This is a genomic window from Bacillus sp. FSL K6-3431 (assembly GCF_038002605.1).
Classification (GTDB): Bacteria; Bacillota; Bacilli; order Bacillales; family Bacillaceae_C; genus Lederbergia.
The window spans coordinates 492,821-518,084 of the sequence record NZ_JBBOCT010000001.1 but is presented as its reverse complement, the minus strand read 5'-3'; the positions used below and the strand labels follow the sequence as shown (position 1 = coordinate 518,084).

Annotated in this window: 29 protein-coding genes and 3 pseudogenes; 14 read left to right on the top strand and 18 right to left on the bottom strand. The window is 34.5% G+C overall.

The window, feature by feature from the left end; genetic code table 11:
* Positions 1-322: 322 nt before the first annotated feature.
* Positions 323-457, bottom strand: coding sequence for a hypothetical protein (locus MHB53_RS02535; protein WP_340915583.1), 135 nt, complete (start codon positions 455-457; stop codon positions 323-325).
* Between the two features lie 609 nt (positions 458-1,066).
* On the opposite strand from MHB53_RS02535, the gene speD reads away from it, so the two are divergent.
* Genes speD through nspC form a run of 6 tightly spaced genes read left to right on the top strand, consistent with a single transcriptional unit; the run spans position 1,067 to position 7,430 of the window.
* Positions 1,067-1,888 (top strand): adenosylmethionine decarboxylase, encoded by an 822-nt coding sequence (gene speD, locus MHB53_RS02530; RefSeq protein WP_340915581.1) that lies wholly within the window; start codon positions 1,067-1,069, stop codon positions 1,886-1,888.
* A 12-nt stretch (positions 1,889-1,900) separates the two neighbouring features.
* Positions 1,901-3,361 carry an aminotransferase class I/II-fold pyridoxal phosphate-dependent enzyme gene (locus tag MHB53_RS02525; RefSeq protein WP_340915580.1) on the top strand — a complete coding sequence of 487 codons (1,461 nt, stop codon included), beginning with the start codon at positions 1,901-1,903 and terminating at the stop codon, positions 3,359-3,361.
* Positions 3,358-4,209, top strand: a complete 852-nt coding sequence (gene speE, locus MHB53_RS02520) for a polyamine aminopropyltransferase (RefSeq protein ID WP_340915578.1) — start codon at positions 3,358-3,360, stop codon at positions 4,207-4,209. Before MHB53_RS02525 ends, speE begins: the two co-directional genes overlap by 4 nt.
* Positions 4,199-5,053, top strand: coding sequence for an agmatinase (speB, locus tag MHB53_RS02515; RefSeq protein WP_340915576.1), 855 nt, complete (start codon positions 4,199-4,201; stop codon positions 5,051-5,053). The genes speE and speB overlap by 11 nt, the downstream gene beginning before the upstream one ends.
* Positions 5,054-5,080: 27 nt before the next feature.
* Complete coding sequence (locus MHB53_RS02510; protein ID WP_340915573.1) at positions 5,081-6,280, top strand: saccharopine dehydrogenase family protein; 1,200 nt, start codon at positions 5,081-5,083, stop codon at positions 6,278-6,280.
* A gap of 13 nt (positions 6,281-6,293) precedes the next feature.
* Positions 6,294-7,430 carry a carboxynorspermidine decarboxylase gene (nspC, locus tag MHB53_RS02505; protein WP_340915571.1) on the top strand — a complete coding sequence of 379 codons (1,137 nt, stop codon included), beginning with the start codon at positions 6,294-6,296 and terminating at the stop codon, positions 7,428-7,430.
* A gap of 129 nt (positions 7,431-7,559) precedes the next feature.
* Here nspC and MHB53_RS02500 read toward each other — a convergent pair whose 3' ends face one another.
* Positions 7,560-7,796 carry a hypothetical protein gene (locus MHB53_RS02500; protein ID WP_340915570.1) on the bottom strand — a complete coding sequence of 79 codons (237 nt, stop codon included), beginning with the start codon at positions 7,794-7,796 and terminating at the stop codon, positions 7,560-7,562.
* Between the two features lie 206 nt (positions 7,797-8,002).
* Between MHB53_RS02500 and MHB53_RS02495 the strand changes: the two genes are divergently transcribed.
* From MHB53_RS02495 to MHB53_RS02485, 3 genes and pseudogenes are all read left to right on the top strand, one after another.
* The gene (locus MHB53_RS02495; RefSeq protein WP_340915568.1) at positions 8,003-8,182 is read left to right on the top strand and encodes a hypothetical protein; all 180 of its coding nucleotides are present in this window, start codon (positions 8,003-8,005) and stop codon (positions 8,180-8,182) included.
* Positions 8,183-8,430: 248 nt separating this feature from the next.
* Positions 8,431-8,649, top strand: a complete 219-nt coding sequence (locus MHB53_RS02490; protein WP_340915566.1) for a hypothetical protein — start codon at positions 8,431-8,433, stop codon at positions 8,647-8,649.
* A 618-nt stretch (positions 8,650-9,267) separates the two neighbouring features.
* Positions 9,268-9,889 (top strand): annotated as a pseudogene (locus MHB53_RS02485) (DNA alkylation repair protein); the annotation flags it as partial.
* A gap of 451 nt (positions 9,890-10,340) precedes the next feature.
* Here MHB53_RS02485 and MHB53_RS02480 read toward each other — a convergent pair.
* The 5 genes from MHB53_RS02480 to MHB53_RS02460 form a co-directional block, all read right to left on the bottom strand.
* Positions 10,341-10,844: an NUDIX hydrolase gene (locus MHB53_RS02480; RefSeq protein ID WP_340915563.1), complete on the bottom strand. Its 504-nt coding sequence runs from the start codon at positions 10,842-10,844 to the stop codon at positions 10,341-10,343.
* Positions 10,845-10,908: 64 nt separating this feature from the next.
* Positions 10,909-11,331: an 8-oxo-dGTP diphosphatase gene (locus tag MHB53_RS02475; RefSeq protein WP_445661389.1), complete on the bottom strand. Its 423-nt coding sequence runs from the start codon at positions 11,329-11,331 to the stop codon at positions 10,909-10,911.
* A gap of 36 nt (positions 11,332-11,367) precedes the next feature.
* Positions 11,368-11,772: an HIT family protein gene (locus MHB53_RS02470; RefSeq protein ID WP_340915561.1), complete on the bottom strand. Its 405-nt coding sequence runs from the start codon at positions 11,770-11,772 to the stop codon at positions 11,368-11,370.
* A 372-nt stretch (positions 11,773-12,144) separates the two neighbouring features.
* Complete coding sequence (locus MHB53_RS02465; RefSeq protein WP_340915560.1) at positions 12,145-12,588, bottom strand: NUDIX hydrolase; 444 nt, start codon at positions 12,586-12,588, stop codon at positions 12,145-12,147.
* A 103-nt stretch (positions 12,589-12,691) separates the two neighbouring features.
* Positions 12,692-13,345 carry an HAD hydrolase-like protein gene (locus tag MHB53_RS02460; RefSeq protein ID WP_340915559.1) on the bottom strand — a complete coding sequence of 218 codons (654 nt, stop codon included), beginning with the start codon at positions 13,343-13,345 and terminating at the stop codon, positions 12,692-12,694.
* A gap of 1,049 nt (positions 13,346-14,394) precedes the next feature.
* On the opposite strand from MHB53_RS02460, the gene MHB53_RS02455 reads away from it, so the two are divergent.
* Both MHB53_RS02455 and MHB53_RS02450 read left to right on the top strand, forming a co-directional pair.
* Positions 14,395-14,625, top strand: coding sequence for a hypothetical protein (locus tag MHB53_RS02455; protein WP_340915558.1), 231 nt, complete (start codon positions 14,395-14,397; stop codon positions 14,623-14,625).
* A gap of 20 nt (positions 14,626-14,645) precedes the next feature.
* Complete coding sequence (locus tag MHB53_RS02450; RefSeq protein WP_340915557.1) at positions 14,646-14,897, top strand: hypothetical protein; 252 nt, start codon at positions 14,646-14,648, stop codon at positions 14,895-14,897.
* Between the two features lie 96 nt (positions 14,898-14,993).
* Here the strand turns inward: MHB53_RS02450 and MHB53_RS02445 are convergent, their stop codons facing one another.
* From MHB53_RS02445 to MHB53_RS02400, 10 genes are all read right to left on the bottom strand, one after another.
* Positions 14,994-16,076: a metallophosphoesterase gene (locus MHB53_RS02445; RefSeq protein ID WP_340915556.1), complete on the bottom strand. Its 1,083-nt coding sequence runs from the start codon at positions 16,074-16,076 to the stop codon at positions 14,994-14,996.
* A 70-nt stretch (positions 16,077-16,146) separates the two neighbouring features.
* Positions 16,147-16,488, bottom strand: coding sequence for a GNAT family N-acetyltransferase (locus tag MHB53_RS02440; protein WP_340924419.1), 342 nt, complete (start codon positions 16,486-16,488; stop codon positions 16,147-16,149).
* A 230-nt stretch (positions 16,489-16,718) separates the two neighbouring features.
* Positions 16,719-17,171, bottom strand: a complete 453-nt coding sequence (locus tag MHB53_RS02435; protein WP_340915555.1) for a GNAT family N-acetyltransferase — start codon at positions 17,169-17,171, stop codon at positions 16,719-16,721.
* Positions 17,172-17,364: 193 nt separating this feature from the next.
* A complete protein-coding gene (locus MHB53_RS02430; RefSeq protein WP_340915554.1) occupies positions 17,365-17,811 on the bottom strand; it encodes an NUDIX hydrolase in 447 nt (148 codons plus the stop codon).
* 201 nt (positions 17,812-18,012) lie between these two features.
* The gene (locus MHB53_RS02425; protein WP_340915553.1) at positions 18,013-18,576 is read right to left on the bottom strand and encodes a GNAT family N-acetyltransferase; all 564 of its coding nucleotides are present in this window, start codon (positions 18,574-18,576) and stop codon (positions 18,013-18,015) included.
* A gap of 39 nt (positions 18,577-18,615) precedes the next feature.
* Positions 18,616-19,359 carry a GNAT family N-acetyltransferase gene (locus tag MHB53_RS02420; protein WP_340915552.1) on the bottom strand — a complete coding sequence of 248 codons (744 nt, stop codon included), beginning with the start codon at positions 19,357-19,359 and terminating at the stop codon, positions 18,616-18,618.
* 98 nt (positions 19,360-19,457) lie between these two features.
* Positions 19,458-19,784, bottom strand: coding sequence for a hypothetical protein (locus MHB53_RS02415; protein ID WP_340915551.1), 327 nt, complete (start codon positions 19,782-19,784; stop codon positions 19,458-19,460).
* A gap of 370 nt (positions 19,785-20,154) precedes the next feature.
* Positions 20,155-20,643 (bottom strand): dihydrofolate reductase, encoded by a 489-nt coding sequence (locus MHB53_RS02410; protein ID WP_340915550.1) that lies wholly within the window; start codon positions 20,641-20,643, stop codon positions 20,155-20,157.
* A 785-nt stretch (positions 20,644-21,428) separates the two neighbouring features.
* On the bottom strand, positions 21,429-21,581 hold the full coding sequence (locus MHB53_RS02405; RefSeq protein ID WP_340915549.1) for a hypothetical protein: 153 nt from the start codon (positions 21,579-21,581) through the stop codon (positions 21,429-21,431).
* Between the two features lie 90 nt (positions 21,582-21,671).
* Positions 21,672-21,944: a YesK family protein gene (locus MHB53_RS02400; RefSeq protein ID WP_340915548.1), complete on the bottom strand. Its 273-nt coding sequence runs from the start codon at positions 21,942-21,944 to the stop codon at positions 21,672-21,674.
* 512 nt (positions 21,945-22,456) lie between these two features.
* Between MHB53_RS02400 and MHB53_RS26185 the strand changes: the two are divergent.
* Positions 22,457-22,561, top strand: a pseudogene (locus tag MHB53_RS26185) (ribosome small subunit-dependent GTPase A); the annotation flags it as partial.
* Between the two features lie 79 nt (positions 22,562-22,640).
* On the opposite strand, the pseudogene MHB53_RS02395 reads toward MHB53_RS26185, so the two are convergent.
* Positions 22,641-23,037: pseudogene (locus MHB53_RS02395) on the bottom strand (tyrosine-type recombinase/integrase); the annotation flags it as partial.
* A gap of 446 nt (positions 23,038-23,483) precedes the next feature.
* On the opposite strand from MHB53_RS02395, the gene MHB53_RS02390 reads away from it, so the two are divergent.
* Both MHB53_RS02390 and MHB53_RS02385 read left to right on the top strand, forming a co-directional pair.
* Complete coding sequence (locus MHB53_RS02390; protein WP_340915547.1) at positions 23,484-23,609, top strand: hypothetical protein; 126 nt, start codon at positions 23,484-23,486, stop codon at positions 23,607-23,609.
* 149 nt (positions 23,610-23,758) lie between these two features.
* The gene (locus tag MHB53_RS02385; protein ID WP_340915546.1) at positions 23,759-25,174 is read left to right on the top strand and encodes an MFS transporter; all 1,416 of its coding nucleotides are present in this window, start codon (positions 23,759-23,761) and stop codon (positions 25,172-25,174) included.
* Positions 25,175-25,264 lie beyond the last annotated feature (90 nt).

The following is a 25,264-nucleotide window of genomic DNA, read 5'->3' as shown; positions in this document are numbered from 1 at the left end:
TTTTAATTAAATTATATCTCAATCGGCACTAAGCCATATCCATCTTTTCCATACTTTTTTGTCATCTTCATCTTGAATTCCTCAAAAGGCAAATGGAAGTTTTCCGTTGGTATACCTAATAAACAGGAAAAAACACCTTCCTCGTATGTAATTAAATAGCTGTTCTCTTGATTCGTATTGTCTGTAAAGTATTTTTTTATATTCCGCTAATGGATCGCAGTCATCGGACTGTTAAAAAAGAACGCTTTTCCCCTTCCTTCTTTTTTAACTACATTTAATATACCAAAGCCTTTTAGCTCATCAACTTCGAAGTTTACACCATTCATTGTGGTTTTCTAATAAAGATCACCACATCTATAGCAATAAACACATATCTTTCATCTGATTTATAATAATCGTCTTCAATAGCAGATCTCCCGCAATTGGGGCATTCAATCGAACACATAAATGAAGCCATTTCGATCCTCTCCTTCAATATTAGATTGTTGGTGAATGTTTTTGTAGAAATAGAATGGTGATTATACGAGGATACTTTCTGAAAAGTTTTTATTAAGAACTTATTTAAACACCCCTCCCTCCACTCCTTATCAATATATTTACTGGATTAAAGACGCAATAAAGGAAAAACGGATTTCGTTTAAAATTGTTTGCTCAAAACTTGAAAAACGAAGCCTCATAATAAAGGATTAGACTATTATGCTAAGTATATTTTTATATTCCATAAAGATTGGCGTTAAAGTTGAAACAGTTTTAAAAATGGATCCTAATTGTGGATGGACCGACATACAATATAAAGATAATTCTGAATTCAATGTTGATACGTCATTTTGCTTGATAAGCTTTAAAACCTCATTTTACAATCCACTTTCCAAAGTTTTTATTCATATGTTAGAGGTAATTCCCGCCTATCATACCAACCTTTTTGCAAGATTATATTTGCCGCTCCTCTTTCCCCTTACCTACCTCATTTTTTCATGGAAAGATTTTAATTTTTATAACAAAAATAATTCTATTGACTTGGGAAAACTATGCTATATAATTAAGATTATTTTTACCGAGAGGTGTGATGTTAGAGTTGGAGAATAAGCTGAAATTGTACGGCTTTAACAACCTCACAAAAACACTTAGCTTTAACATTTATGATGTTAGCTATGCAAAAAGTGAGCGAGAGCAACGAGAATATATAGCTTACATTGATGAGCAGTATAATTCTGAGAGATTAACCAACATTCTGTACAAAGTCACAGAAATTATTGGAGCTCAGGTATTAAACGTGAGTAAGCAAGATTATGACCCTCAAGGTGCCAGTGTCACACTACTTATTTCGGAGGAGGCATATCCTGTTGCTTTGATGGATGAATCTTCTGATTGCACTGAGACGAAGATTTTTAGGACTCGTGAGACAGTAGTTGGACATCTGGATAAAAGCCATGTGACCGTGCATACGTATCCTGAGTATCATCCAGATAACTCTATAGCTACATTTCGAGTGGATATAGACGTATCGACTTGTGGTAAAATTTCTCCATTGAATGCACTAGATTATCTGATTGGAAGTTTCGATTCAGATATTATTACTATTGATTACCGAGTGCGCGGATTTACACGGAATGTTGAAGGTAAAAAGTTCTTTATGGATCATGAAATAACGTCGATTCAGGATTATATTAACAATACTACATTGCAAAATTATGATGCGATCGATATGAATGTGTATCAGCATAATTTATTTCATACGAAACTGCTGATTAAAGACATCGATCTACAAAACTATCTGTTCAAAACAGATGTATATGAGTTACCTCCAAAAGAGAGACTGAACATTACAAACAGTTTACGTAGAGAAATGATCGAAATTTTTAGTGGTTCTAATATATATAATGAGTGAGGGGTGATAAAAATGACACATCTTTCACAACTTAAAGCCCCTATCGTTGAGGCGTTAGATCTGTATAAATCTATGCGGGTCGTCCCATTTGATGTACCAGGTCATAAGCGTGGACGAGGAAACGATGAATTAGCAGCTTTTTTAGGTGAACAATGTCTTTCAGTTGATGTAAACTCTATGAAACCTTTAGATAACCTTTGCCATCCTGTCTCAGTCATAAGAGAAGCTGAGAATTTGGCTGCACAGGCATTTGAGGCAAAGCATGCTTTTTTTATGGTAAATGGGACAACTTCTGCTGTACAAGCAATGGTTATGACAGCATGTAAAGCTGGGGATAAGATTATTATGCCACGCAACGTCCATCGAAGTGCGATTAATGCGTTAATTATTAGCGGCGCAGTTCCGGTATATGTGAATCCAGGAGTAAATAGTGAACTTGGAATCCCATTAGGAATGTCCGTAAAAGATGTGGAACAAGCCATTCAGAAGAATCCTGATGCGAAGGCAATTCTCATTAATAACCCTACTTACTATGGTATTTGTTCGAATCTTAAGGCTATTACTGATCTAGCACATCGACACGATATGCTTGTACTCGTCGATGAAGCACATGGCACTCATTTCTATTTTGGTGAAAATCTTCCAGCTTCCGCTATGTCAGTTGGCGCTGATATGGCTTCTGTTAGTATGCACAAATCTGGCGGTTCTTTGACTCAAAGCTCATTATTATTAATTAATAATAATGTAAGCGAGGGCTACACACGTCAGATTATCAATTTGACACAAACAACAAGTGGATCATATTTATTGCTATCATCCCTAGATATTTCGCGAAAAAATTTAGCGCTCCACGGAAAAGAAATATTTAGAAAAGTAGCCGAAATGGCGCAATACACAAGAGATGAAATAAATAAAATTGGTGGTTATTACGCATTTTCAAAAGAACTAATTAACGATGATACTATCTATGATTTTGATGTAACGAAACTTTCTGTTCACACGCTCCATATTGGTCTTGCAGGGATTGAAGTCTACGATATTCTTCGTGATGAATATGATATCCAAATTGAATTCGGGGATATTGGCAATATGCTTGCATATATCTCTGTTGGTGACAGGCAACTAGATCTAGAACGTTTAGTTTCCGCATTGGCTGAAGTAAAGCGTCGACACTCTAAGGATAAAAGCGGATTAATTGACCATGAATATATCAATCCACAGGTAATCTTAACTCCTCAAAAGGCATTTTATGCTCCTAAGAAAACCATTCCTATTTCGGAAAGTGCGGGTCATATTTGCAGTGAGTTCGTCATGTGTTATCCTCCGGGCATCCCTATTCTTGCACCTGGCGAACGAATTACCGAGGAAATTTTGGATTACATTAATTATTCCAAAGAAAAAGGATGCTTTTTAACAGGAACGGAAGATAGTAATATTGAGAATATTAATGTGTTGGAGGAGTTAGAACGATGAATTTATGGTATACAGAGGATCATTCGTCTAATGTTCGATTTTCAATGAAGGTCGAAAAACAGCATTTTACAGGAAAAAGTGAATTTCAAAAGATTGATATTTTGGAAACTCTAGAATTCGGAAAAATCCTTACGCTTGACAGCTTGGTAATGCTAACTGAAAAAGACGAGTTTATCTATCATGAAATGATTACTCATGTGGCAATTGCAACCAATCCGATGATAAGAAAAGTTTTAGTTATTGGAGCGGGTGATGGTGGTACGATTCGTGAATTAACTAAATATCCATCCATTGAGCATATTGATATGGTTGAAATTGATAAAATGGTCGTCGATGTCTGCAAGGAATATTTACCACAGACGGCATCAAAACTAGATGATCCAAGGGTGAAACTCCACTATGAAGATGGACTGAAGTTTATTCGAAATAAGGAAAATGAATATGATTTAATTATTGTAGATTCTACTGATCCATTTGGCCCTGGTGAAGGATTGTTTACAAAAGAATTTTATGGGAATTGTTTCCATGCCCTGGCTGAAGATGGGATTCTAGTAAATCAGCATGAAAGTCCATTTTATGCTGAAGACGCAGCAAGTATGAAAAGAGCACATCAACGGATTATAAAGTATTTTCCAATTTGCAAAGTGTATCAGTTTCATATGCCTACCTACCCTTCTGGTCACTGGCTCTTTGGCTTCGCATCTAAAAAGTTTCATCCGATTCAAGATTTAGATGCAGCTAGATGGAATGAACTTGGATTGAAAACTAAATATTACAATACAGATATCCATGTAGGCGCGTTTGCCCTTCCAAACTATGTAAAGGAGCAGTTGGAAGATGTTGAATAAAAATATAGAAACGTTTATTGGGTGTGACAATGAATACGAAGAATCAAAGATTGTTATTTTTGGTGCCCCCTTTGACTCTACTACTTCATTTCGCCCTGGGACACGCTTTGCTAGCAAAACAATGCGTAGTGAATCATTTGGGATTGAAACATATAGCCCTTATCAAGATAAGGACTTAGAGGATACTACTTTATTTGATGGTGGAGATTTAGAGTTAAGCTTCGGAAATACGTCTAGAGCTTTAGGACAAATTGAAGCATTTACTGATCAGGTTCTTGCAGACGGAAAGATCCCCTGTATGATCGGTGGCGAACATTTAGTCACGTTAGGTACTGTTAGATCTATGGTAAAACAATATCCTGATTTACATGTCATCCAATTTGATGCTCATACAGACTTACGTGACGATTATCTTGAAGAATCTCTTTCCCATGCAACGGTAATTCGCAGAGTTTGGGATTTACTTGGAGACGATAAAATTTTTCAATTTGGTATTCGCTCTGGAGACCGCAGTGAATTTAAATGGGGAAAAGGTCATGTCTACACAAATAAATTTAACTTCAATGGATTAGAGAATGTTGTTGAAAAACTACAAGGGAAACCTGTGTATCTTACGATTGATTTAGATGTCCTTGATCCCTCGGTTTTCCCTGGAACAGGTACACCTGAAGCAGGTGGTGTTAGTTTTATGGAGCTTCTAAATGCAATTTTAACAGTAAGCAATCTTAATATTGTCGGCTGTGACGTGAATGAGCTATCGCCAGTCTATGATCAGAGCGGCGTTTCTACAGCTGTCGCATGCAAAGTGCTACGGGAATTACTTTTGGCTATTGAATCAAAATAAAAAATTAACTTATGGTGGTGTTTAATTATGGGAAAAGCTTTAATTATTGGTGCTGGCGGAGTTGCCGGTGTAGTTGTGCATAAATGTTGTCAGGTTCCTGATGTGTTTGAAGAAATATGTATTGCAAGTCGTACTGTATCAAAATGTGATGCTTTAAAAGCAAAGCTAGACAGCGGCCGTACTAAAATTCAAACAGCTCAAGTTGATGCTGATAACGTGGAGGAACTCGTTGAATTAATCACTCGCTTCCAACCTGATATCGTTATTAACGTTGCGTTACCTTATCAAGATTTAACGATTATGGATGCATGTCTTGCTACTGGAGTCGACTATGTGGACACAGCTAACTATGAGCCCATTGATACGGCGAAATTTGAATATAAATGGCAATGGGCATATAGAGAAAAGTTTGAAAAGGCGGGAATTACTGCCCTACTTGGAAGTGGCTTTGATCCAGGTGTAACAGGTGTATTCTCTGCTCATGCACAAAAACATCATTTTGATGAAATTCATTCGATTGACATTGTCGATGCGAATGCAGGCGATCATGGCTATCCTTTTGCAACAAACTTCAATCCTGAAATTAACATTCGGGAAATAACGGCTAACGGAAGCTATTTTGAAAATGGCGAGTTTATCGAAACAGAACCAATGTCAATTAAACGCGTGTATGACCTACCCGAAATTGGACCAAAAGATATTTACTTACTTCATCATGAAGAATTAGAGTCTTTGGCAATCAATATTAAAGGTGTAAACAAAATTCGTTTTTGGATGACGTTCTCAGAAAGCTATTTAAACCATTTAAAGGTACTTGAAAACGTTGGAATGACTTCTATTGAACCAATCAACTATGAAGGAAAAGAGATTGTTCCGTTACAATTTTTAAAAGCCGTTCTACCAGATCCAGCATCCCTTGGACCTAGAACAAAAGGGAAAACAAATATCGGTTGTATTTTCCAAGGTGTGAAAGATGGAAAGCCGAAAACATATTATGTTTACAATGTGTGTGTCCATGAAGAATGCTATGCAGAAGTTGGCTCACAAGCGATATCCTATACAACTGGCGTGCCAGCGATGATTGGTGCGATGATGGTAATGACTGGGAAATGGAAGAAGCCAGGCGTTTATAATATTGAAGAGTTTAATCCAGATCCATTTATGGATGCACTTAACAAATACGGTCTACCGTGGCAAGAAAGCTTCGATCCTAAACTGATCGACTAAGGGGGAACTATATTTGAACATTGATTTGAAGGCCCTACCCTCTCCATGCTATGTCGTTGATGAAGGGCTACTCATTAAAAATTTGGAAAAGCTAAAATCTGTTGCAGATCGTACAGGCAGTAAAATTCTCCTTGCACAGAAGGGTTTTTCTATGTTCTCTGTTTATCCATTACTTGGAGAATACTTACAAGGAGTAACTTCAAGCTCCGTACTAGAAGCAAGACTTGGTTATGAAGAAATGGGCAAGGAAGTTCACACATATGCCCCTGCGTTTTCAGATACCGATTTTGACGAAATCCTTTCTTATTCGGATCATATTGTGTTTAATTCTTTTCAGCAATGGAATAAGTTCAAGGGGAAAGTTAAAAGTCATCCGAAACAGATCGAATGCGGCCTTCGTATTAACCCGGAATACTCTGAAATCGAAGTTGATATGTACAATCCATGTTTTGCCCACTCTAGGTTTGGCGTCACATTAGAAAATTTTGAGCCGAACCAACTAGATGGAATAGACGGATTACATTTTCACACGATGTGCGAACAAAACTCTGATACGCTTGAGCGTACGGTTCAAGTTGTCGATGAGAAATTTGGAAAATATTTTAAAAAGATGAAATGGATCAACTTCGGAGGTGGGCATCATATCACTAGACCAGATTATGATATGGAAACACTTATTCGCTCGATCCTGTATATGAAGGATAAATACGGTGTTGATGTGTATCTAGAGCCTGGTGAAGCTGTCGCTCTAAATACTGGATTTCTTGTTGCGACCGTTTTAGATACGATCGATAATGGCATGCCGATTGCTATTTTAGATACGTCCGCAGCATGCCATATGCCTGATGTATTAGAAATGCCCTATCGTCCCGAAATCATCGGTGCGGGAATGCCCAATGAAAAGGCGCACACCTACAGATTTGGCGGACCTACTTGCCTTGCCGGTGATGTTATTGGTGATTATTCTTTCGATCAGCCTTTATATCCAGGTGACAAACTCGTGTTTTGTGATATGGCCCACTATTCAATGGTGAAAAACAATACATTTAATGGTATCAACTTACCTTCCATCGTTCTTAACACTGTAAACGATGGAGTCAAAGTCATTAAACAATTTGGGTTTGAAGATTTTAGAAATCGTTTATCTTAACAAATTAGATCCCCCTTTAAGGGGATCTAATTTATATGACAATAACCCACAAAAAATATATATTTCTTTGCTCCCCCTTCTTATCGTTCTATAATTTAACCAGTCTTACAGAGGTCCCCCTATTTTTTCTTAACTAAATAGTACAAAAGTAAATAATGAATAAATGTTGGAAAATGAATTTTTTTGTTTATTTATAGTATTGTATTTTACTAGTTTTTTTTGGATAATCGTGATTTCCATCCCCTTCTCTTGAAATAATTCTGCCCGGTCAGCTCCTCTCTTGTTATTACTATTAATTAGTCCCTCTAAATTGGATTTATCTGTCTGTTCCATAGCCCTTGTTCTACATAAAGGCGTAATAAGCACAATCTACCCTCCTATTAATACAAGTAAGTTTATTCATTTCTGTTGAAAGAGTTGAACATCTATATAAGATTCAGATCCAATAATTGTTGTCTTTGTTGATACTTTATTCAGCACATAATCTTAAGTGGACCTTTTATAAAAAAAGGGAAGATCTGCTAAGTAGCGAATAATGTATTAGAAGCGATAGTTTTTTAGGAGGAGTGCATTTGAACAATTTCATTAATAAAGGAGACTGTGTTGGTTTAATTTCTTGTTCAGACGGTCGAAAACAGGAAAATGCATCTTTCATTAAATCTACAATAGATGCTCTTTTCGAACTTGGTTTAAATGTAAAGTTAGCAAATACAATATTACGAAAAGGAGAAACTCTGATTATGAACACGTAATGGCAACTGAAGAAAAGTCATTTCAAATAGGGATTCTTCTACCCTTTTTTTGAAATGGCAAGAACTTCATCTTTAATATCGGCATTATTATAATAAAATTTATTTTTTCATTTTGACTTTCTCATGAAATTTTAATCTTCTCCTTTTTATATTCTCAATAAAAGTAGTTAATATAAAATATACAAGCAACACATATTAGAATCATTTAAGAAGAAATATGTAAGTAAATATATGAGGAGGTTTTCAGCGTGTTTCAAAATATTGAAGTAAAAACATTATTCGAAGACCAAATTCATGAACGCCATCAATTTACACTAAACATTGAAGGGCATATCTATCAAGGTATTTTCCATGATGAAAAAATTCAGTGGTTTCATCCGCACCCTAAAAGTATTCTGGAAGGGACTGACCTTGAAGTTGTAGAATCCAAGATTTCTGACTTTATGACAAGTCGATTAGATCACTGATAAGGTCATACTAAAAAAACATTTTTACTCGTAGATAATAATTAATAATCTTAGGGTCGAACTAGACCCTTGAAAAGTAAGATTTGTAAAATCTCAATATACCAGATGAGATAATAAAAGAAGCTAACAACCGATATATATGTGTAGTTAGCTTCTTTTCTCATTAAGGGAACTTTTTAGGACACTATATTAAACCAGGGTCATTTTATTTCATCCACATTACAACAATCATTTGGTAGTAGATCTCTTATTTCCTATAGACTGATTACGGCCAATGAAATGTACCATCCTTGACATAATGAATGACAGACTGTTTACCACTTCATTCCTTCTAGTGTAATCAAAGATAAAAAACATAGTTTTTGGAATCAAAAATGTTATAGTTGTTTTAAGATCAGTCTTCTGTAAACGGGCTATTTAACTAGATTCTAAGTGTTGCAAGCAACTGTAACTGTAACAGAAACCATTGTAAAAAAGTGGGTTTCTGAATACACCAGTTCGTGAACATAGTCCCCAATCGCAAACATTTAGTAGTTTCCTATATAACATCCATGCAATTAACGGAAGTTTTGTGACAAATGGTAAGAGTTTGTTATAGGATAATGGTACTGTAGGCACGAGCCGCTTTTTGGTGTGGCTACAGGTGCTATGAAACCAATCGGAAAGGAAATAAAAATAAATCAGCGTTTAGCTGAAGAACTTTATGCCACAGGGAACTATGATGCAATGTACTTTGCAGGTATTATTGCAGACCCAAAAGCAATGACTGAGTCGGATTATGATCGTTGGATGGATGCGTCGTATTTTTATATGCTGTCAGATTATGTAGTGGCCGTAACTTTATCAGAGTCAGATATTGCACAAGAAGTTGCTGATAAATGGATAGCAAACGATGAAGAACTGAGAATGTCAGCGGGCTGGAGTTGCTACTGCTGGCTTTTAGGAAATCGACTAGACGTTGAATTTTCCGAAAGCAAGATTTCCAATATGCTTGATATTGTGAAAAATACGATTCACGATTCACCGGAACGAACGAAATCCGCTATGAATAATTTTCTATACACCGTAGGGATTTAATATTTGCCACTCCATGAAAAGGCAGTCGAGACCGCAAAGGCAGTATATAGTAGAAGTCAAACGGGACAAGAAAAAAAGCAGTTTCTTAAACGCTTACGAAAGCATTCAAAAAGAAGTCGATAAAGGAAAGCTTGGTTTCAAACGCAAATATGTAAGATGTTAAAAATTAATCATACATTGCGAAACGATCTTCAATTATCGAGAGCGTTGATCCAAGAAGGATTGACGTTCTTTTTTGTTGAAGTTATTGAACTAACACTTTTTAGTGGTACAAGGATTTAATTGTCCTGTGTGTTATTATTTAAACGAATGGTAGTTCTTTTCCCTCTATCAGTGCTTTCATATTTGCTAATGATTTATCATAACCTACCGAATTCATGGTAACTGTTGTATTATCAAGACAGAACTTATATCAATCTGGAGTATTATTATCTATAACCATTCCTCCTGAGATTTATTTGTATAAAGGTCCTCAGCTATAGGGCATTATTATTGAAGATCATAAGCCTAATTCCTCGTTAAAAATACGGAGGGAAAATACAATCTACTATCTCATATCCCTTTCGTTCGTCTGGATAGGCGAGAAGGAATACGATACTGATAATTTCATCCTCTCACTTACTTTTCCGTTCCTTTTTTACTTCCCACTGCTTATAGCTCTCCACATCTAAACCTAAGTTATTATTTTTCACCCATTCAAATGCTTTTAGAACCAATGGAGAAGCATTTTCTACTGAAATATCTTCTATTGAAACCCATACAGCTCCAAGTGAGTCTTGCCCCTCAAATTGCAGAGGTTCTGTTAAAGAACCACTTTTGTGCTTAACTAAATAGAACACAGCAATATGGTGAACATCAGTAAACCCTTTCCATTCCCAAGGGAGCATAAAATCGATTACACCGATGTTTTTGTGAATTTCAATTTTTAGACCTGTCTCTTCGGAAAATTCTCTTTTCATAGCAATGGATAAACTTTCTGCGTCTTCTAAACTTCCCCCTGGAAGATCATAACGATTTGTATAAGGCCCACCCTTTTTATTTATCACCAAGAGTTTTTCATCTTCTAAACAAATACCATAAACACCAAAAGCACGGTGATATATTTTTGTTTTCTCCAATCTTTCCCCCCTCGTCTTTTATGTATTTCTTATAATAATTTCACTAGTTTCATTTGTCTTCATCTCAAACAGTCTCAATTTCGAATGTACCTGGTTCAAAAAACAAATGAAATCGCAATCTAATATCTTCCTGCATCGGCAAATCGCTTACTTCATCAATTTTCACCCAATACAGCTTTCCTTCTGGGGGATTTTCTAACAGCTTACCTTGAAAATCCTTGGTTAAATAATTGAACATCATATATGATACTTTTGCTTTAGGATTAACATATTCGGAAATGCCCTTAAAAATTAGATTACTAACCTCAAGACCTGTTTCTTCCCTTACTTCTCGAATCGCCTCTTCCACAAAACCTTCCGGGAATTCCACTTTTCCACCTGGTGGGATAAAACCTTTAAAATGATCATGTTGTCTATTCAATAGCAACACTTTATCCCCATCTTGTATCATCACCACAGTCCAAAACCTATGAATTATATGATCCACGTTTATCACCCTATGTAAATATTAGTATAAAAGTTATTATCTCATTCTTTTATTTTCCGGGCCCTTAAACATATATCGTATACCTTTACCCGCAAGTGGTTCATCTACATACCTTGGCAAAACATGAAAATGAGCATGGAAGATATGTTGCCCGCCGATTTCACCACAATTCCACCCAAGATTATATCCCTGAGGATGATACATTTTGTCTAAATATCCCCTCACATCTTGAAGAAGTGTGTATGTTGCATTCCATTCATCATGTGTTAATTCAAATACGGTTTCTCTATGTTTTTTCGGGACTATTAGTCCTGCCCCTTCCAATTGATTACCTTTGATTTGAGCTTTTTCTAATTGTAAAAACATACAATATTCATTACTAAATAGAATCTTTTGTCTTGGTTCCAATTTTGGATGACAAAATACACAATCAATGGTCATAAAATGCTCCTTTATTAATTTCTTTTGATACTGAGCATTGTACGTAAGGAACTGACATTGCCCAAGGTCGATAAATTAGAAATGTTGATCGCCCCTCTTAACGCAATTTAAGAATCTAATCCAGGAATTTTGTTATCGATTCCTGCAGGGGAATTTCCATTAGTTTTTTAGCATATTCTTTAGGCGTGTCATGTCGATTAAGTAGTGGCGGATTAATTCTGATTAATCCGACTAACATTTGATCATACTATTCTCTCTTTAATTCAAAACAATAAAAGCTATCATCATTACAGCTTCCATTCTTCCTTGATACCCTATTAATCACAAAAAGTCATTTTAATGTCTACTTTAATAAACATGTCAAAATTACATTTAAACATAATCTAAAATCCTTACATCTATTTCATCAATACAACCTAGTTCTTCATCAAAGTTCCATAACTTTATTTCTGATGTTTCCTCATTCTCTACAAATGGTTGTAATTGATCAATGCTGGAGAAGTATACTGGATTATATTTAACGTTTCCATTCATTGTATTTTTTACATTTAATAAACCTTTAAATACTAAATCGGTGACTATTTGTCCGGTTTCTTCCGAAAGCTCTCTTATCGCACATTCTTTTGGACTTTCATCAGCTTCTCTTCGGCCAGCAGGTAATTCCCATTGTTTTCGGAAAATATTATAACAAAGAAGATATTTCCCTTCACATTTTATAACAGCATAAGAGCCAGCTAATGGGGGATAATTCTGTAACTCTATTTCCTTTATCGTAATAAATTCAAGGAATGCAAATCCATTATTTTTTGTTTTCAATTGATTTCCTCCTTTTCCTCTATCATTTAAACGTACTTTACTAGTCTTTTTTTGGCTTAATTAAGTCAAGAAAAGACCATTTCCAATTATTATGAAAGGCAATTTAAAATAATGCTAGAATATTTTTCAATTGTATTAAATCTTCAATAACCTCATCAGCTTGAGACAGTTCATCTTCTTGAGCGAAATCAAAATTGCATCCAATGGCTATCAACCCATTAGATTTTGCAGCATTAATATCAGATAGCCTATCACCGATTACAGCACCTTTTTCTATATTATATTTTTTCACGATAGTGTGAACCAAATCAGCTTTATTTTGTGATTGTATTTGTTGGATGCCAAATGTCTCAGTAACCCATTTATCTAGATTATAATATTTTACAATCGCATTTAAATATTCTGTTAAACCATTGCTCGCTATAAAAATTGAATAATTATTCCTTTTTAGATAAGTAAGTATTTCCTTCGCATTCGGATATAATCCACCATTACTAACATTAATATTTTCAATTAATTTCTCATGAAAAAACATATTTACAATTGCTCGGATCTTATTTGTATGTTTTGGTAGTAAAGTTTCCCAGACTACCTGTAATGGGACTCCCATAATTTTACGGTATTCCTCAATGGGTGTCTGTTCTTCCCATAAACTTTTAGCCCTTAAATAATTAAAAGTTTCGTCAAGAGATATCTCTAATATCTTATTCGTTTGAAAAAGTGTACCATCCATATCGAAAATCATTGTTAATGACATACATATTCGAGCCCGTTTCAGAGATTTGAGGATGGAAAACCCACTTTAAAAATTAAGTTAAACTTTGGGATAATCATGACAAAACAGCAAGAAAAGAAATGATTTTCTTTAAAATTCATTAACAATAGTAATGTTTAATTAATTTTATTTTAAACAAAAAACTGAGAACACCAGTTAATAATCCCATCCAAACTAAACAAATCCCAACTATCCTCAAAACGATTCGAAACAATGCAAATATATTAAACGACAAAACCTGTTACAACAAGTAAAATGGAAAAGGTAATATCATTTTCCCGCTCGATTATTCCTAAAGCTCTGAATATAAATCAATATACTAACAATAGAAACGCTAATACTAATCATCCTGTATAAATCGTTTCCTCCACCTTTATTTTATACATTTTAGAAAAAGTGGAGAAAACATTAATCATCTTATAATAAGAAATTTAACGCGCTATAATTAAACTTTGTAGAAAGCTCATCAACATTAATATATATGGGAGTTTATTTTGAGCCGTAAGTATATATTGCTGATACAACTTCCTATATATGATCAAATAATAGGAATAATAAAGGATGGTTAAATATGTATGAATTTCATCTAAATGAACCCTTATATCCCAATATAAAAATGACAGATGTAGAACTCGAATTATTTCAGAGCAGTTATCTACGAAGGTTAAAATATTTGGCTCATTTTGGCGCTGCATCACTTGTATCTCCTGTAGTACATTCACGCTTTGAGCACACTTTGGGTGTTTTGAAGCTAGTTATTTCTTCCCGCAAAACTATTTGTTAAGAGTATCTGCAATTTAAATGATATAGGTCACTTACCGTTATCACATGCAGTCGAAAAGTCATTAGGATTTAATCATCATCTTCTTACTGAAGAGTACATAAAGAGTTCCGAAATTAGTGGTATTTTAACTAAACATGGATTTCATACTAAAGATATTATTTGCTTTTTAAACAGTGCTTCACCTTTAACAGGACATGGAAATGTACTTGGCCTAGACCATCTAGATAGTTTTTTTCGAGATACATATATGTCTGGTCTTGCAAGTCGTTTTCCAAGGGAAGTGCTAGGAAATTTAATTTGCAGTGATCAAGGAATTGAAACAGATGAAAAAACAGCCATGTACCTTTTGAATTTAATCGTAATGGACCATGAACAATTCTTATCACCCCATTTAATGGCGGTTGATAAAATTTTATCTGAAGCAATAAGTTCACACTTTAATGATATAAAGATTCCACTTCCAGTTTGGCGTTGTTAACCGATCAAGAGGTAATATCAATGCTTCTTCATTCTTTTTCAGAAAAGGCCCAAGCACTAGTCCGACTGATTCTATACCGTCCTCAAAATATAAAAATAGTAGAAGCAGAAAATGATCAAATTGTTTTAAAGCTAGAAATACGGAAGATTTATCTAAAAAGTGCTTTAGTTAATGGTAAGCCTATCCTTGAATCTGTAATGGGAAATAACATAAGAAAACGTTTAAATGAATTGAAAAAAGAATACTTTCTTTTTATTCCGAATACTACATAAAAGAACATAGACTTAACATTTATTGGATGCAATTTTAATGCTGATAACCTCTTTACATTCATTCTCTGTTCAGAAAAAAACTAATATTTCGAGACGTTAAATGCAAGTTTTCGGAATCCACCCTACTTGTCCGTTCTTTTTTACAAGAACAAATGCTTTGCAGCTATTATCGATAATAGCAACGCTATCGCCAACTTTTACTGAAAGCAAAGTTGTACTTAAATCATCTTTGCAATATATACCATCCTTTTGCTCTCGTATATACTCATTTTTTATCCACTGATGAATTCCTAGGTTTACATTTTCACATAACGTAAAGTATTCCTCTTGAACTAGCTTTTTCAAATGATAATTTGGATAAGTGACTGTCCCGACGAAACCTTCTGGAGCACTATAGTTTTGTTTTATTTCTCTTATTTCCTTTAAATGATCCGTGTATGTATGCCTGTAAAAATCTTCTTCTATAATTAATGCGTTAATTTGTCCGTCAGACTTTACCCGATTTCCCCCATCTAAACAAATAATTCGTTTATTCATATCAATAATTGGATTGTGGTGGCTAATGGAAGTTGCTGTATAATTGGTTACTGGCCAATGGCCAACGATAACTAGCTTATTTGCTTGGTGCCCTTTCTCATAAAAACCTGGCGTAGATAATGCAAAGTTTATATTCGTTTCTTTCCAGTTTTCAATATTTTCAATTCCAGCATGGATAATAATATAATTTTCTGTCTCAATGGCTGTGGGAAGACTTAGTAGCCAATCAATTTCATTGGCAAAATGATTACGATAAAAAGTACTTAATTCCTTAAAAGACGAAAAGTCATTTAGACACCTGTCTTGCTCTTCTAGCATTTCATTTAAAATTGAATGTTTCTGTTTTTTCATATAGCCTAAAATACTATCATTTTCGTTGAATATATGATTTATTAAAATATCACAGTTACCTTGCGTTACATATACCTGATGTGATTTTGTTGATAGATTCATGATATAACGCACAACACCTAGGCTATTTGGACCTTTTTCACACAGATCTCCATTAATAACAAGAACATCTTGTTCATTGTATTCTATACGGCTTAATAACTTTTCAAGAAGTTTTAGGTCCCCATGAATATCTGAAATTACCACGACTCGTTTCTCGTGATTTATCTTTTTATTTACAATGTGTAGCATAATATCCTCCTGATTTCGATTAAATGGTTCACGATAGATGAAGTCATCAGTAATATGTATGTCTTTAGAGTTACAAAACCATATGTGCCTCATCAAAATATGTATTTCTGAACTTTAATGCACTTTTCTCAATACCAAATACTTCAAAGCCTAATGAAGAATACAAACTTCTTGCTGACTTATTTATTGAAACAACCGTTAAATTGATCTGCTCTATACCTTCCAAATCGTTAGCCTTTTTAATAGCTCTTAGCATCAAAGACTTTCCAATCCCTAAACCACGATTCTCAGGAGAAACATACATCGCGACAATATTTGCTCTATGCCTTAATTTTAATAGTTTTTCTTTAACTAGGGTTATAACTCCAACAAGGTGCAAGCCTTCGAATGCACCGAAAGTATATGAGTCAATCGATTGAAATCTTTTCTTATATTTTTCAATCGATTGATTTTTTTCTATAACTTATAGCAAAAGCTTCTGGACTCTGTTGTAGGCTATTTAATCTAATGCCAAGATAAGCTTCTGCATCCAGTGGATTTAATAGTCTAATGTTCATACTTGCACCCCTGCAATATATTTTTTCTATTCTGGCCTTGAATAGTAGTAATGCGGCAAATAACTTAATAAGCTCATCTATACCTTCATAAATCTTGAGACAATCGTACCATATCTCGACATTGTATCCCGTTCTCGAAAATTTCTTCTGTGTAGTGCCTAATGAAAAAATCTCTATCAATACCAATCATTCTAAACCCACATTTTTGATATAGAGATAATTGTCCCATACCCGAATTTCCAGTGCCAATTTCAATTGTTTTGTATCCTTTAATCTTAGCTTGTTGAATCGCATCCATCACCAACTGTTTACCTATCCCTTTACCTTGTTGACTCTCTGTAACTGCAATATTTACTAATTCCACTGTTTCTGGTCTAGTAGGAAGTAAAACGTACACACCAATTGTTTGTTTATTGTTCTCAATTACAAAACAATCTCCTCTGCATATGTATTCCCTTACAAGTTTTTCAGAAGGATCAGCTAATAACAGTAAATCCATTGGGGGTTCCTCATTAAAATGTAATTTTCTAATCTGCATCATGATCTCCTATTCGCATTCATTTAGAATATTCTAATACGTTGTAAAGTACTGTAACAATACATATTGTCTGACTTGAGTAATTTTACGCAGGTATACGCTATCAACTAATTCTACACCTATTATATTTAACAAATCGTTAATCTTAATTTTACTAATACTGTCTTAGGTAAATTCATAGAAGCAAGTATGCCTATTGAACTTCATCCGTTTTTTCTTTTTTACGCAGTTCCTCAGCTTCTTGTGTACTTTCTTTTAACCAGATAGGGGAATTTGGATGATTATATATTTCGTCAGCAGTCATCCAATACACAGCATCCACTTCATCAGGACTCTTAGCAAAAGGTTTGCCATGATCAAATTCACAGAGGAAAACAATATCAATAACCTCATTACCATCGTCCAGTATAAAAGATGTATTTCTAACAAATTTCATAGAATCTTTTACCTTTACCCCTACTTCTTCAAACAGTTCTCTTTTTAGCGTTCTTTCCAAAATACCTTTGGTGTTTCCCTCCTTTTCAACTGTACCTCCAACTAGACAAAGAAGTCCTCCAGCATGTTCTTCTTTTATACTTCGCTTAATAATCAGCCAAGTATCCTTATTGAAAACAGCTGCTTCAACATTTACTAAAAACATTTTCAGCTCTCCTTTAGTTTTCGTTTTAAACTATATCTTCTCACCATAATTAAAATAGTAAAAAAGTGATCCTACTGAATATCTTCATTGTAATTGCTAATGTCTTGTGATCCTAGGAAGAAATATTTTGGTGCATTTCTTTGAATAAATGGTATTGTCTTCATTCTAAAACTTCACTTTTAAAAATTTAGTTTTCAAATACTAATTTTTAAATCTTGCATATATACAGGTATCTCTTAATTTAGTAGCATTGGCTGATAAGTCATCGTATTTTAAGATTCCTTCCAAAATAAATCCTGTTTTTTCTGGAATTGCTCTGCTTTTCAAGTTTTTTGAGTCACAACGTATTTCTAACCTTCGTGCCTTTAGTTCTTTAAAAGCAAAATCTACAATACCTTGCACAGCTTCTGTCATATATCCTTTTCCCCTGTACCGGGTATCAATCCAGTAACCAATTTCAAACTTTGGAATCGACCAGTTTATTCTATGTAATTCAGAAGATGCAATAAATTCACCTGTTTCTTTTAAAAAAACAAGTAGCCTCAAATCCTCTCTCTTCAAAAAGCTTATATGTGCTTCTCTAATATTTACTTCCACATCCGTCTCCGATTGTTCGTTCTGTGCAAAAGGCATCCATTGCATTAGTTCCGGTTTAGAAGCAATGATAGCATTATACACTGCCTTGCCATCACCTGGTTTAGGCATCCGAATGATTAATCGTTTTGTCTCGAATACTTCTGGGAAATCAAGTAGTAAAGGATTCATTTTAACCTAGCCTTTCATCAGATATTAGTGAAAATTTGGTCAAATATCATCTCTAACCCTGTACCAATACTTATAAATTTCCGAATAACCAATATTAGCATAAAGTCTTAACGCAGGTTCATTGTTCAAAAGAACTGCGAGGTAACTATATTTAGCTCCTTTTTCTTTTCCCCATCTTAGTAAGTTCAATATCAACTGCTCACCGAATCCCCGATTTCTAAATTTAACATCAGTAACAATATCGTAAAGTCCTATATACTCTCTTTCAATAACACCAAGGCCACAAGCTACCGGATTATTTTTATCATATAGAGTGATAAAGCACTTTGGGGTGGCTATATTGGAAAACATTTGCACCATCGTATCTTTATTTTTTTCTTCAATTTGATTCAGTCTACAAAATTGATCTAGCCACTCAGCATTATGATTTACATCTAATTTTACAGAATGCAATGTTGGTTCTGTGATGCTATCTAGCTTTATCGTTTGGACACTTGTATAATCAATGAAAGAATAATCATTCTCTTGTAAAATATCATCTAGATTCGCCGGTTGAATAAAAGGTGTGATTTTAAATGTAGTACGCAAGTTTTTATTGGCGTATGCTTTCTCACATTCTTCCAACTTTTGACTCAAGTCATAAGTAGAATAATAGATGGGACTAATCGAATTGGCACGCTTCGTATAACCATTTGCAAATCGAAGTATCCACCCATCATAAAATAATGTAGATAGAGGTTGCCAATTATTCAAAGAAAGTTCTTCAATCATTTTATTATCCATTTAATCTCTCCTGATAGTCATTGAATTTTACTTTAATATGCTGTGCAACCATTATTACCATCCATGTCCCTGACGGTCTTTTTGTGAGAAATCTTCCGTTAATTATAGGTCAAATAATCATTGCCCCATATAATACCCATAAAAACGAGCCATGCCAACACAGGTATGAAGAAACTTTTAATAGAATCTAACCATGTGTAGTTTTTATTCCCTCTTTTTAACACCCTATCTGTAATAAAAAATAATATGGACGCACCAAGACTAACCCAAAATAATATAAGTCCGAAAACGACATGTAGAGCTCCTGAAACAACAACTTCCGCCACTTTCACATTAGACTTGATGGATATAAATTCACCGACTTTATCACTAATAATAGATGTTGTAACGCCGTAAACTAATATTACTGGAAAGCTATACATCATATATAATGGAATAATTGTGGTGGCAGAAAGTAAATATTTTTGGATTGAACCAAGATCTTCTTCCCCAAATGGATTATTTAAAAATAGACTTAGAAGAATAGCAAATAAGGTACCAGAAATTGATGCTGTTATTATTTTCCTCGATAAAATATGCTTTCACCCTATCCTTCTTTCCAATATAGCCATTTACTCATAGCACCCAACAGCAGTTTTATTGAATCTAACAACCAAAATTTACTTTATTAATTTACATTGGCCAAATACGATCTCGAGAATATCAATCATTGCCGGAAAAGCCTTACACTTAACAAGTTTATTTCCCTACCTATTTCTTTGTACTTTCTTATATCATACATTAGCGTAGCTCTATTCAGATTTTCTTTTCATAAACATGGAAATAGTAAATATACGGATTTTTTTCATCCGTGATTCCTTTTACTCGTGAAACCTCATTCCATTCATCATAATTAATATCTGGGAAAAATGTATCGCCTTCAAATTCATACCGAATTTTTGTTAAATACATTGTCTCAACAAAAGGTAAGAACATTTGATAAATTTGTTCCCCTCCAAATATAAATATTTTCTTCTCTGTTTTACATAATTCAAATATATCTTCCATTGAGTGTGCCACTTCACAGCCTGGCTTGCTAAATTTTATATTTCTCGTTAACACAATATTTCTTCTCCCTGGTAATGCTCTACCAATGGATTCCATGTTTTTTCTACCTAAGATTATTGGATGCCCCATAGTGATTCTATTTACAAACTGCCAATCTTTGGGTAATTTCCAAGGAAGATCATTATCTTTACCAATTACTCTATTTTTGTCTAATGCAGCAATTAAAGAAATATTCAAATAAACCCACCCGTTTCAACTATATTATCAAGTCTGTAATACTACATAATGTGACCTAGAAAATTACTGTGAGTAGGGAGAAATAACTTCCTCTACCTATATCCCTGATGATTCAACCATTTAGATGGAGTTTGGACATTCTTTACATGGACCAATGTACATATAGTAATCGTACCCAAAGTGAACATAAAAAAAATCGCCAAAGCAATATCATAGAAAATATTGAGAACATAGATAAAACTGCATATTTAAAATTGCTCTGTTATTTTTCTACATGTTAGATAAAACAAAATTAGAATAATATCCTTCTGAAATGAATATATCAAAGCTTCATAGCCATTTCAGAAGGATTTTATCTACTTGCTACTCAATGTTAAGTTTCTATACTTTTAGTAAAAACTCCTATAAAAATAATGATAACTCCATTTATGATAAATAATGTGGTGTATAAAACAGAAATCAGCCCTGTTGCAAATCCACCAGGATCAAAGGCCCAACACTTAAAAACATTGTAAGAAAGATGATAGGTGTTAAAAATAGAACGATGACCCCTGCAAATATTCCTTTGAACTTCGTATTGGAAAATTTAAAAACAATAAAATTTGTAATCCCTAATCCAAGTATCAATAAAACAAGGAATAAAATTTCTATGATTATCACCAGCTTTTTAAAGTATTATGTTTCTTGTTAAAAGTCCTTTATCTCTGTGTATTTTGCTAGAAACAATCTAAGACTTAATTAAGTCGGTTACACCCTCTTCCTCATGCATCTAAAAGTAACATATATTAAAATGAATTTTTGATTGTTAAAAACATATAAATAATTATTCCAATGACACCAATTGCTATACTAATAACGAGAAACCCATAAACAAACCCACGTATGGAGGCAAATACATCAATAAATAAGTTCTTTGTAAAATCAAACAATTTCTCCATTTAATCCTCGCCTCTTTGAAAATTTCTGTTATTAATAATCTACCATTGTATTACTCCGGGCTTTCAGGAGAATTAATTAAGGTGTATAAGCTAATCTTGTGGTGTCCCCGTCACGTTATTCGAGATAGCAAACGAGATAATCGCAATGCAAATTAAAAAGAATGCAAGAATACCATAAGCAACGCCTTCAAATCCCCTAATATTAACGAAGGCAATATAGACAAGTATTATAGCAGCGATAATACTTAGAATTGCCGGTATCATTCGTATGGGTTTAGAGAAGTTTTTCTTTTTGAACAATGATGTCAACAACAGAATTATAACACCTAGAACAATAGCGATGAGTAGTGGTCCAAAAATCATCATTTACCCTAACCCCCTTTTTCAATTTTTAATGCTAGTTATATTTTTATTTAATTTTATCATGAAAAAGCGCCGAATTGGGTGTGATTTCCATTTTATTTTCTATCTTCCAATTTAATCGTTCATGATACTGATGCACTTTGGAAACGAGTTTTATATTTTGGATTTGTGACGCCAATTGGATAAATAAGACGCACCATCAATAACACGTAGATTTTGTCTTTCCAGTGCCTATTTTAGGTTGCACCCCTAAGTTCAAGAAGCTGTGCTACCTTGACTTTTATTACAATAAGCAACTTTTTAAATCCATTTTCAGTAACTTGTTTGAATGAAATACCCTTTTCCTTCTCTTGGTTTCAAGGTATCAATTCTCTCCATCCTTGAAATAATTGTTTTGTACGCTCAATTAATGTTTGTGATGCCTCCAGTGATAAGGAGCATTGATGGGCGTTATGCAAAATTCGCACCAAACAACAGGAAGAAAATAATTACACTCGTATTAAACAAAGTCAATTCTGGCATGGGAAAGTGGAGCTAAGCCTGTGATTGTATTAACGAAAGCAGAACTTTGTTCTGATTTGTCGTTCAGGGTTACTGAGGTAGAGTCCATTGCGATATTATTGCTGTAGAACCTTGTTTATAATAATGAAACAATGGCTTTCGATTCGCCTAGTTATTAACAAGATACTCCAGCTATAAATACCTTTCTAACCAAATCACACAGCGTATATTAAAATAAACTTCTCTTTCCTTATCACCTTTCCCATGGACAATTACCGAGTTTTCTGCGAAGCTAATATCATCTCGATTTAATTTCGCAACTTCTCCGATTCGACAACCTGTTGAATAAAAAAACTCAAATAAAGCGTTCTCCTTCGATGTATAACATCCTTCTCGAAGAAGTTCAATTTCAAGTTCGGAAAGAAACTTTGGAATTCGCTTTCCTAACTTAGGCTCTTTTAATTTTGCAGCCGGATTTTTTTGAAATAAAACCTTCCTCATGGGTCCATTGGTGGCCCAAACTAGATGGTTTTAAATGTTCTCCAGCTTTCCCCAAGTATTGTTTCAAATTTTCTGTTGTAATATCTCCCATTATGATATCACCAAAATAACGCTTCGAAAGATCACATTGAAAGCCATACATCTTTAATGTTAGAGGAGGTTAACCTTTAATTCTTTTATCAAACTGATACTTTTCCCCTGCTTCCGACAACAACATGTTTTTCACGCTCCCATACTATGAATCAATTAATTTGTAATCAGTATGGTCGGTTTACATAACCTTTATTCGACAATCGAAATGTATAATAAAGTATAAGTCCTTGAGTTATCACAAAAATTCAGATAGGGCGTCTTTTCCTCTTCAGGAAAAGCGCCCTATTACGGCATAGTCATAATTGCCCTATGAATCAAGGTTTTAAGCTAACCGCCGTATTTAATAGTGAAAGGTATATTGAATAATCAAGACTTCCTTTTGGCATTGATTTATGATAAATTAGAAGAGGAAAAATAATGATTAGTAAAAGGAGGCGAAAAGCAATGGAAACGGTATTGATTCATGATACAAACATTAAAATTTCTGGGGATTTAAATAAAGCGGGATACGTATGTCCTTTTTTAAACAGAATACCGCAACCGGAGCTTTTTGACGCCTGTTTTTCGTGAAGACGAATAAATAGATTTTAATATGTCAAAGGTACCGGTTATATAACCGGTACCTTTTTATTTTTTGTCGATGTAGGGGTGACTATGATGGTAAAAGCAATAGATCTTGCCTCCTAAAATAATAATTTAAATTTTAGGAGGCAGAAAAGATGAGTAATCAAATAAATAATTATTCAGCACAAAAACAAGGATCAAATAGACTTTTGATAATTGTTTTAGGACTATCTGTATTAATGGCTGCCATTACCGTTGATATGGTCACTCCTGTTCTAGGTATGATTGGAGTAGAACTAGGAGGATCTGAAGCTCAGGTTAGTTGGGTTGTCGGTGGTGTCGCTCTTGTACTCGCGATAGCAATTCCATTTTATGGGCGTATGTCCGATTTCCTAGATGTAAGGAAGCTATTTACAATAGGTATATTAATCTTAACAATGGGTAGTTTAATTTGTGCCCTTGCTCCTAACCTATCTGTTTTAGTGTTTGGAAGAATGATTCAGGGTGCTGGAATGGCTGCTATCCCTATACTCTCTGTTGTCGTGATATCTAAAGTGTATCCACCAGGACAACGCGGTAGCGTTTTAGGAATTATTGCTGGTTGTATTGGTATTGGAACTGCCGGAGGACCGATCTTTGGTGGCATTGTAGGTCAATGGTTAGGCTGGCCTTCTCTATTTTGGATTACATTCAGTTTAGGATTAGTAATCGCTATAGGCGCGCAAATTTCTATGCAGAAAATGGAACCAACAGAAATTGGCGAATCAAAAACCTTTGATATTTTAGGGGGGATTTTACTCGGACTCATGGTAGGTTTATACTTGTTAGGTATTACTCTAGCCGAGACTTCTGGTTTTGGATCTTATCAAACAATCATAAGCTTATTAATATCGTTGTCCGCTTTATTTGCATTAATTATTCGAATTGTAACTGCTAGGCAACCATTCATTCCACCAGTTTTATTGAAGAACCGTTTATATGTGAGTTCCGTTTTAATTGTTTTTTTCTCGATGTTTGCCTACTTCTCTGTCCTTGTGTTTGTTCCGTTGCTTGTTGTTGAAGTCAATGGATTGAGCCCGGGAGAAGCTGGAATGACACTACTTCCTGGAGGTGTGGCTGTCGCTATTTTATCACCAATAGTAGGAAGGTTGTCTGACCGTATTAAGCCCAAAAGGCTCTTAATCACAGGGTTGATTGTTATGGGGATTTCCTCATTATTCATGTCATTATTTGCTGGATCCTCACCTATCTTTTTTTCGATTGGTGTTTTAGGTATTGGAGTTGCTTTTGCGTTCATTAATTCTCCAGCTACTAATGTTGCAGTATCTGCACTATCTAACGAGCAAGTTGGAGTGGGAATGGGTCTGTTTCAAGGTGCATTGTACCTTGGTGCAGGGACTGGTGCAGCAATAATTGGGGCTTTATTGTCTGCACGCCACGAAGTTGGAAATGCTTTAAATCCACTTTATTCGCTAGATGCTCCTCACTATTCCGATGTGTTTTTAGCGGTAACATTCATCATAGCAATTGCTCTTATTATCACATTGAGCTTACGCAATGAAAAATTATAACAAGTTTAAAACGCCCTTTGAAAGGGGCGTTTTTTATTGACTTTTGTTATCGTGCTAACCTCATTCAACAATCTGGCCCGATCGTATTAT

Coding starts and splice junctions, on each gene's coding strand:
- MHB53_RS02535 (WP_340915583.1), bottom strand. CDS start 457: ATGGCTTCATTTATGTGTTCGATTGAATGCCCCAATTGCGGGAGATCT.
- speD (WP_340915581.1), top strand. CDS start 1,067: ATGTTAGAGTTGGAGAATAAGCTGAAATTGTACGGCTTTAACAACCTC.
- MHB53_RS02525 (WP_340915580.1), top strand. CDS start 1,901: ATGACACATCTTTCACAACTTAAAGCCCCTATCGTTGAGGCGTTAGAT.
- speE (WP_340915578.1), top strand. CDS start 3,358: ATGAATTTATGGTATACAGAGGATCATTCGTCTAATGTTCGATTTTCA.
- speB (WP_340915576.1), top strand. CDS start 4,199: ATGTTGAATAAAAATATAGAAACGTTTATTGGGTGTGACAATGAATAC.
- MHB53_RS02510 (WP_340915573.1), top strand. CDS start 5,081: ATGGGAAAAGCTTTAATTATTGGTGCTGGCGGAGTTGCCGGTGTAGTT.
- MHB53_RS02470 (WP_340915561.1), bottom strand. CDS start 11,772: ATGACCATTGATTGTGTATTTTGTCATCCAAAATTGGAACCAAGACAA.
- MHB53_RS02460 (WP_340915559.1), bottom strand. CDS start 13,345: ATGTCATTAACAATGATTTTCGATATGGATGGTACACTTTTTCAAACG.
- MHB53_RS02455 (WP_340915558.1), top strand. CDS start 14,395: ATGTCTGGTCTTGCAAGTCGTTTTCCAAGGGAAGTGCTAGGAAATTTA.
- MHB53_RS02450 (WP_340915557.1), top strand. CDS start 14,646: ATGCTTCTTCATTCTTTTTCAGAAAAGGCCCAAGCACTAGTCCGACTG.
- MHB53_RS02445 (WP_340915556.1), bottom strand. CDS start 16,076: ATGCTACACATTGTAAATAAAAAGATAAATCACGAGAAACGAGTCGTG.
- MHB53_RS02435 (WP_340915555.1), bottom strand. CDS start 17,171: ATGCAGATTAGAAAATTACATTTTAATGAGGAACCCCCAATGGATTTA.
- MHB53_RS02430 (WP_340915554.1), bottom strand. CDS start 17,811: ATGTTTTTAGTAAATGTTGAAGCAGCTGTTTTCAATAAGGATACTTGG.
- MHB53_RS02425 (WP_340915553.1), bottom strand. CDS start 18,576: ATGAATCCTTTACTACTTGATTTCCCAGAAGTATTCGAGACAAAACGA.
- MHB53_RS02420 (WP_340915552.1), bottom strand. CDS start 19,359: ATGGATAATAAAATGATTGAAGAACTTTCTTTGAATAATTGGCAACCT.
- MHB53_RS02415 (WP_340915551.1), bottom strand. CDS start 19,784: ATGATGTATAGCTTTCCAGTAATATTAGTTTACGGCGTTACAACATCT.
- MHB53_RS02405 (WP_340915549.1), bottom strand. CDS start 21,581: ATGGAGAAATTGTTTGATTTTACAAAGAACTTATTTATTGATGTATTT.
- MHB53_RS02400 (WP_340915548.1), bottom strand. CDS start 21,944: ATGATTTTTGGACCACTACTCATCGCTATTGTTCTAGGTGTTATAATT.
- MHB53_RS02390 (WP_340915547.1), top strand. CDS start 23,484: ATGGAAACGGTATTGATTCATGATACAAACATTAAAATTTCTGGGGAT.
- MHB53_RS02385 (WP_340915546.1), top strand. CDS start 23,759: ATGAGTAATCAAATAAATAATTATTCAGCACAAAAACAAGGATCAAAT.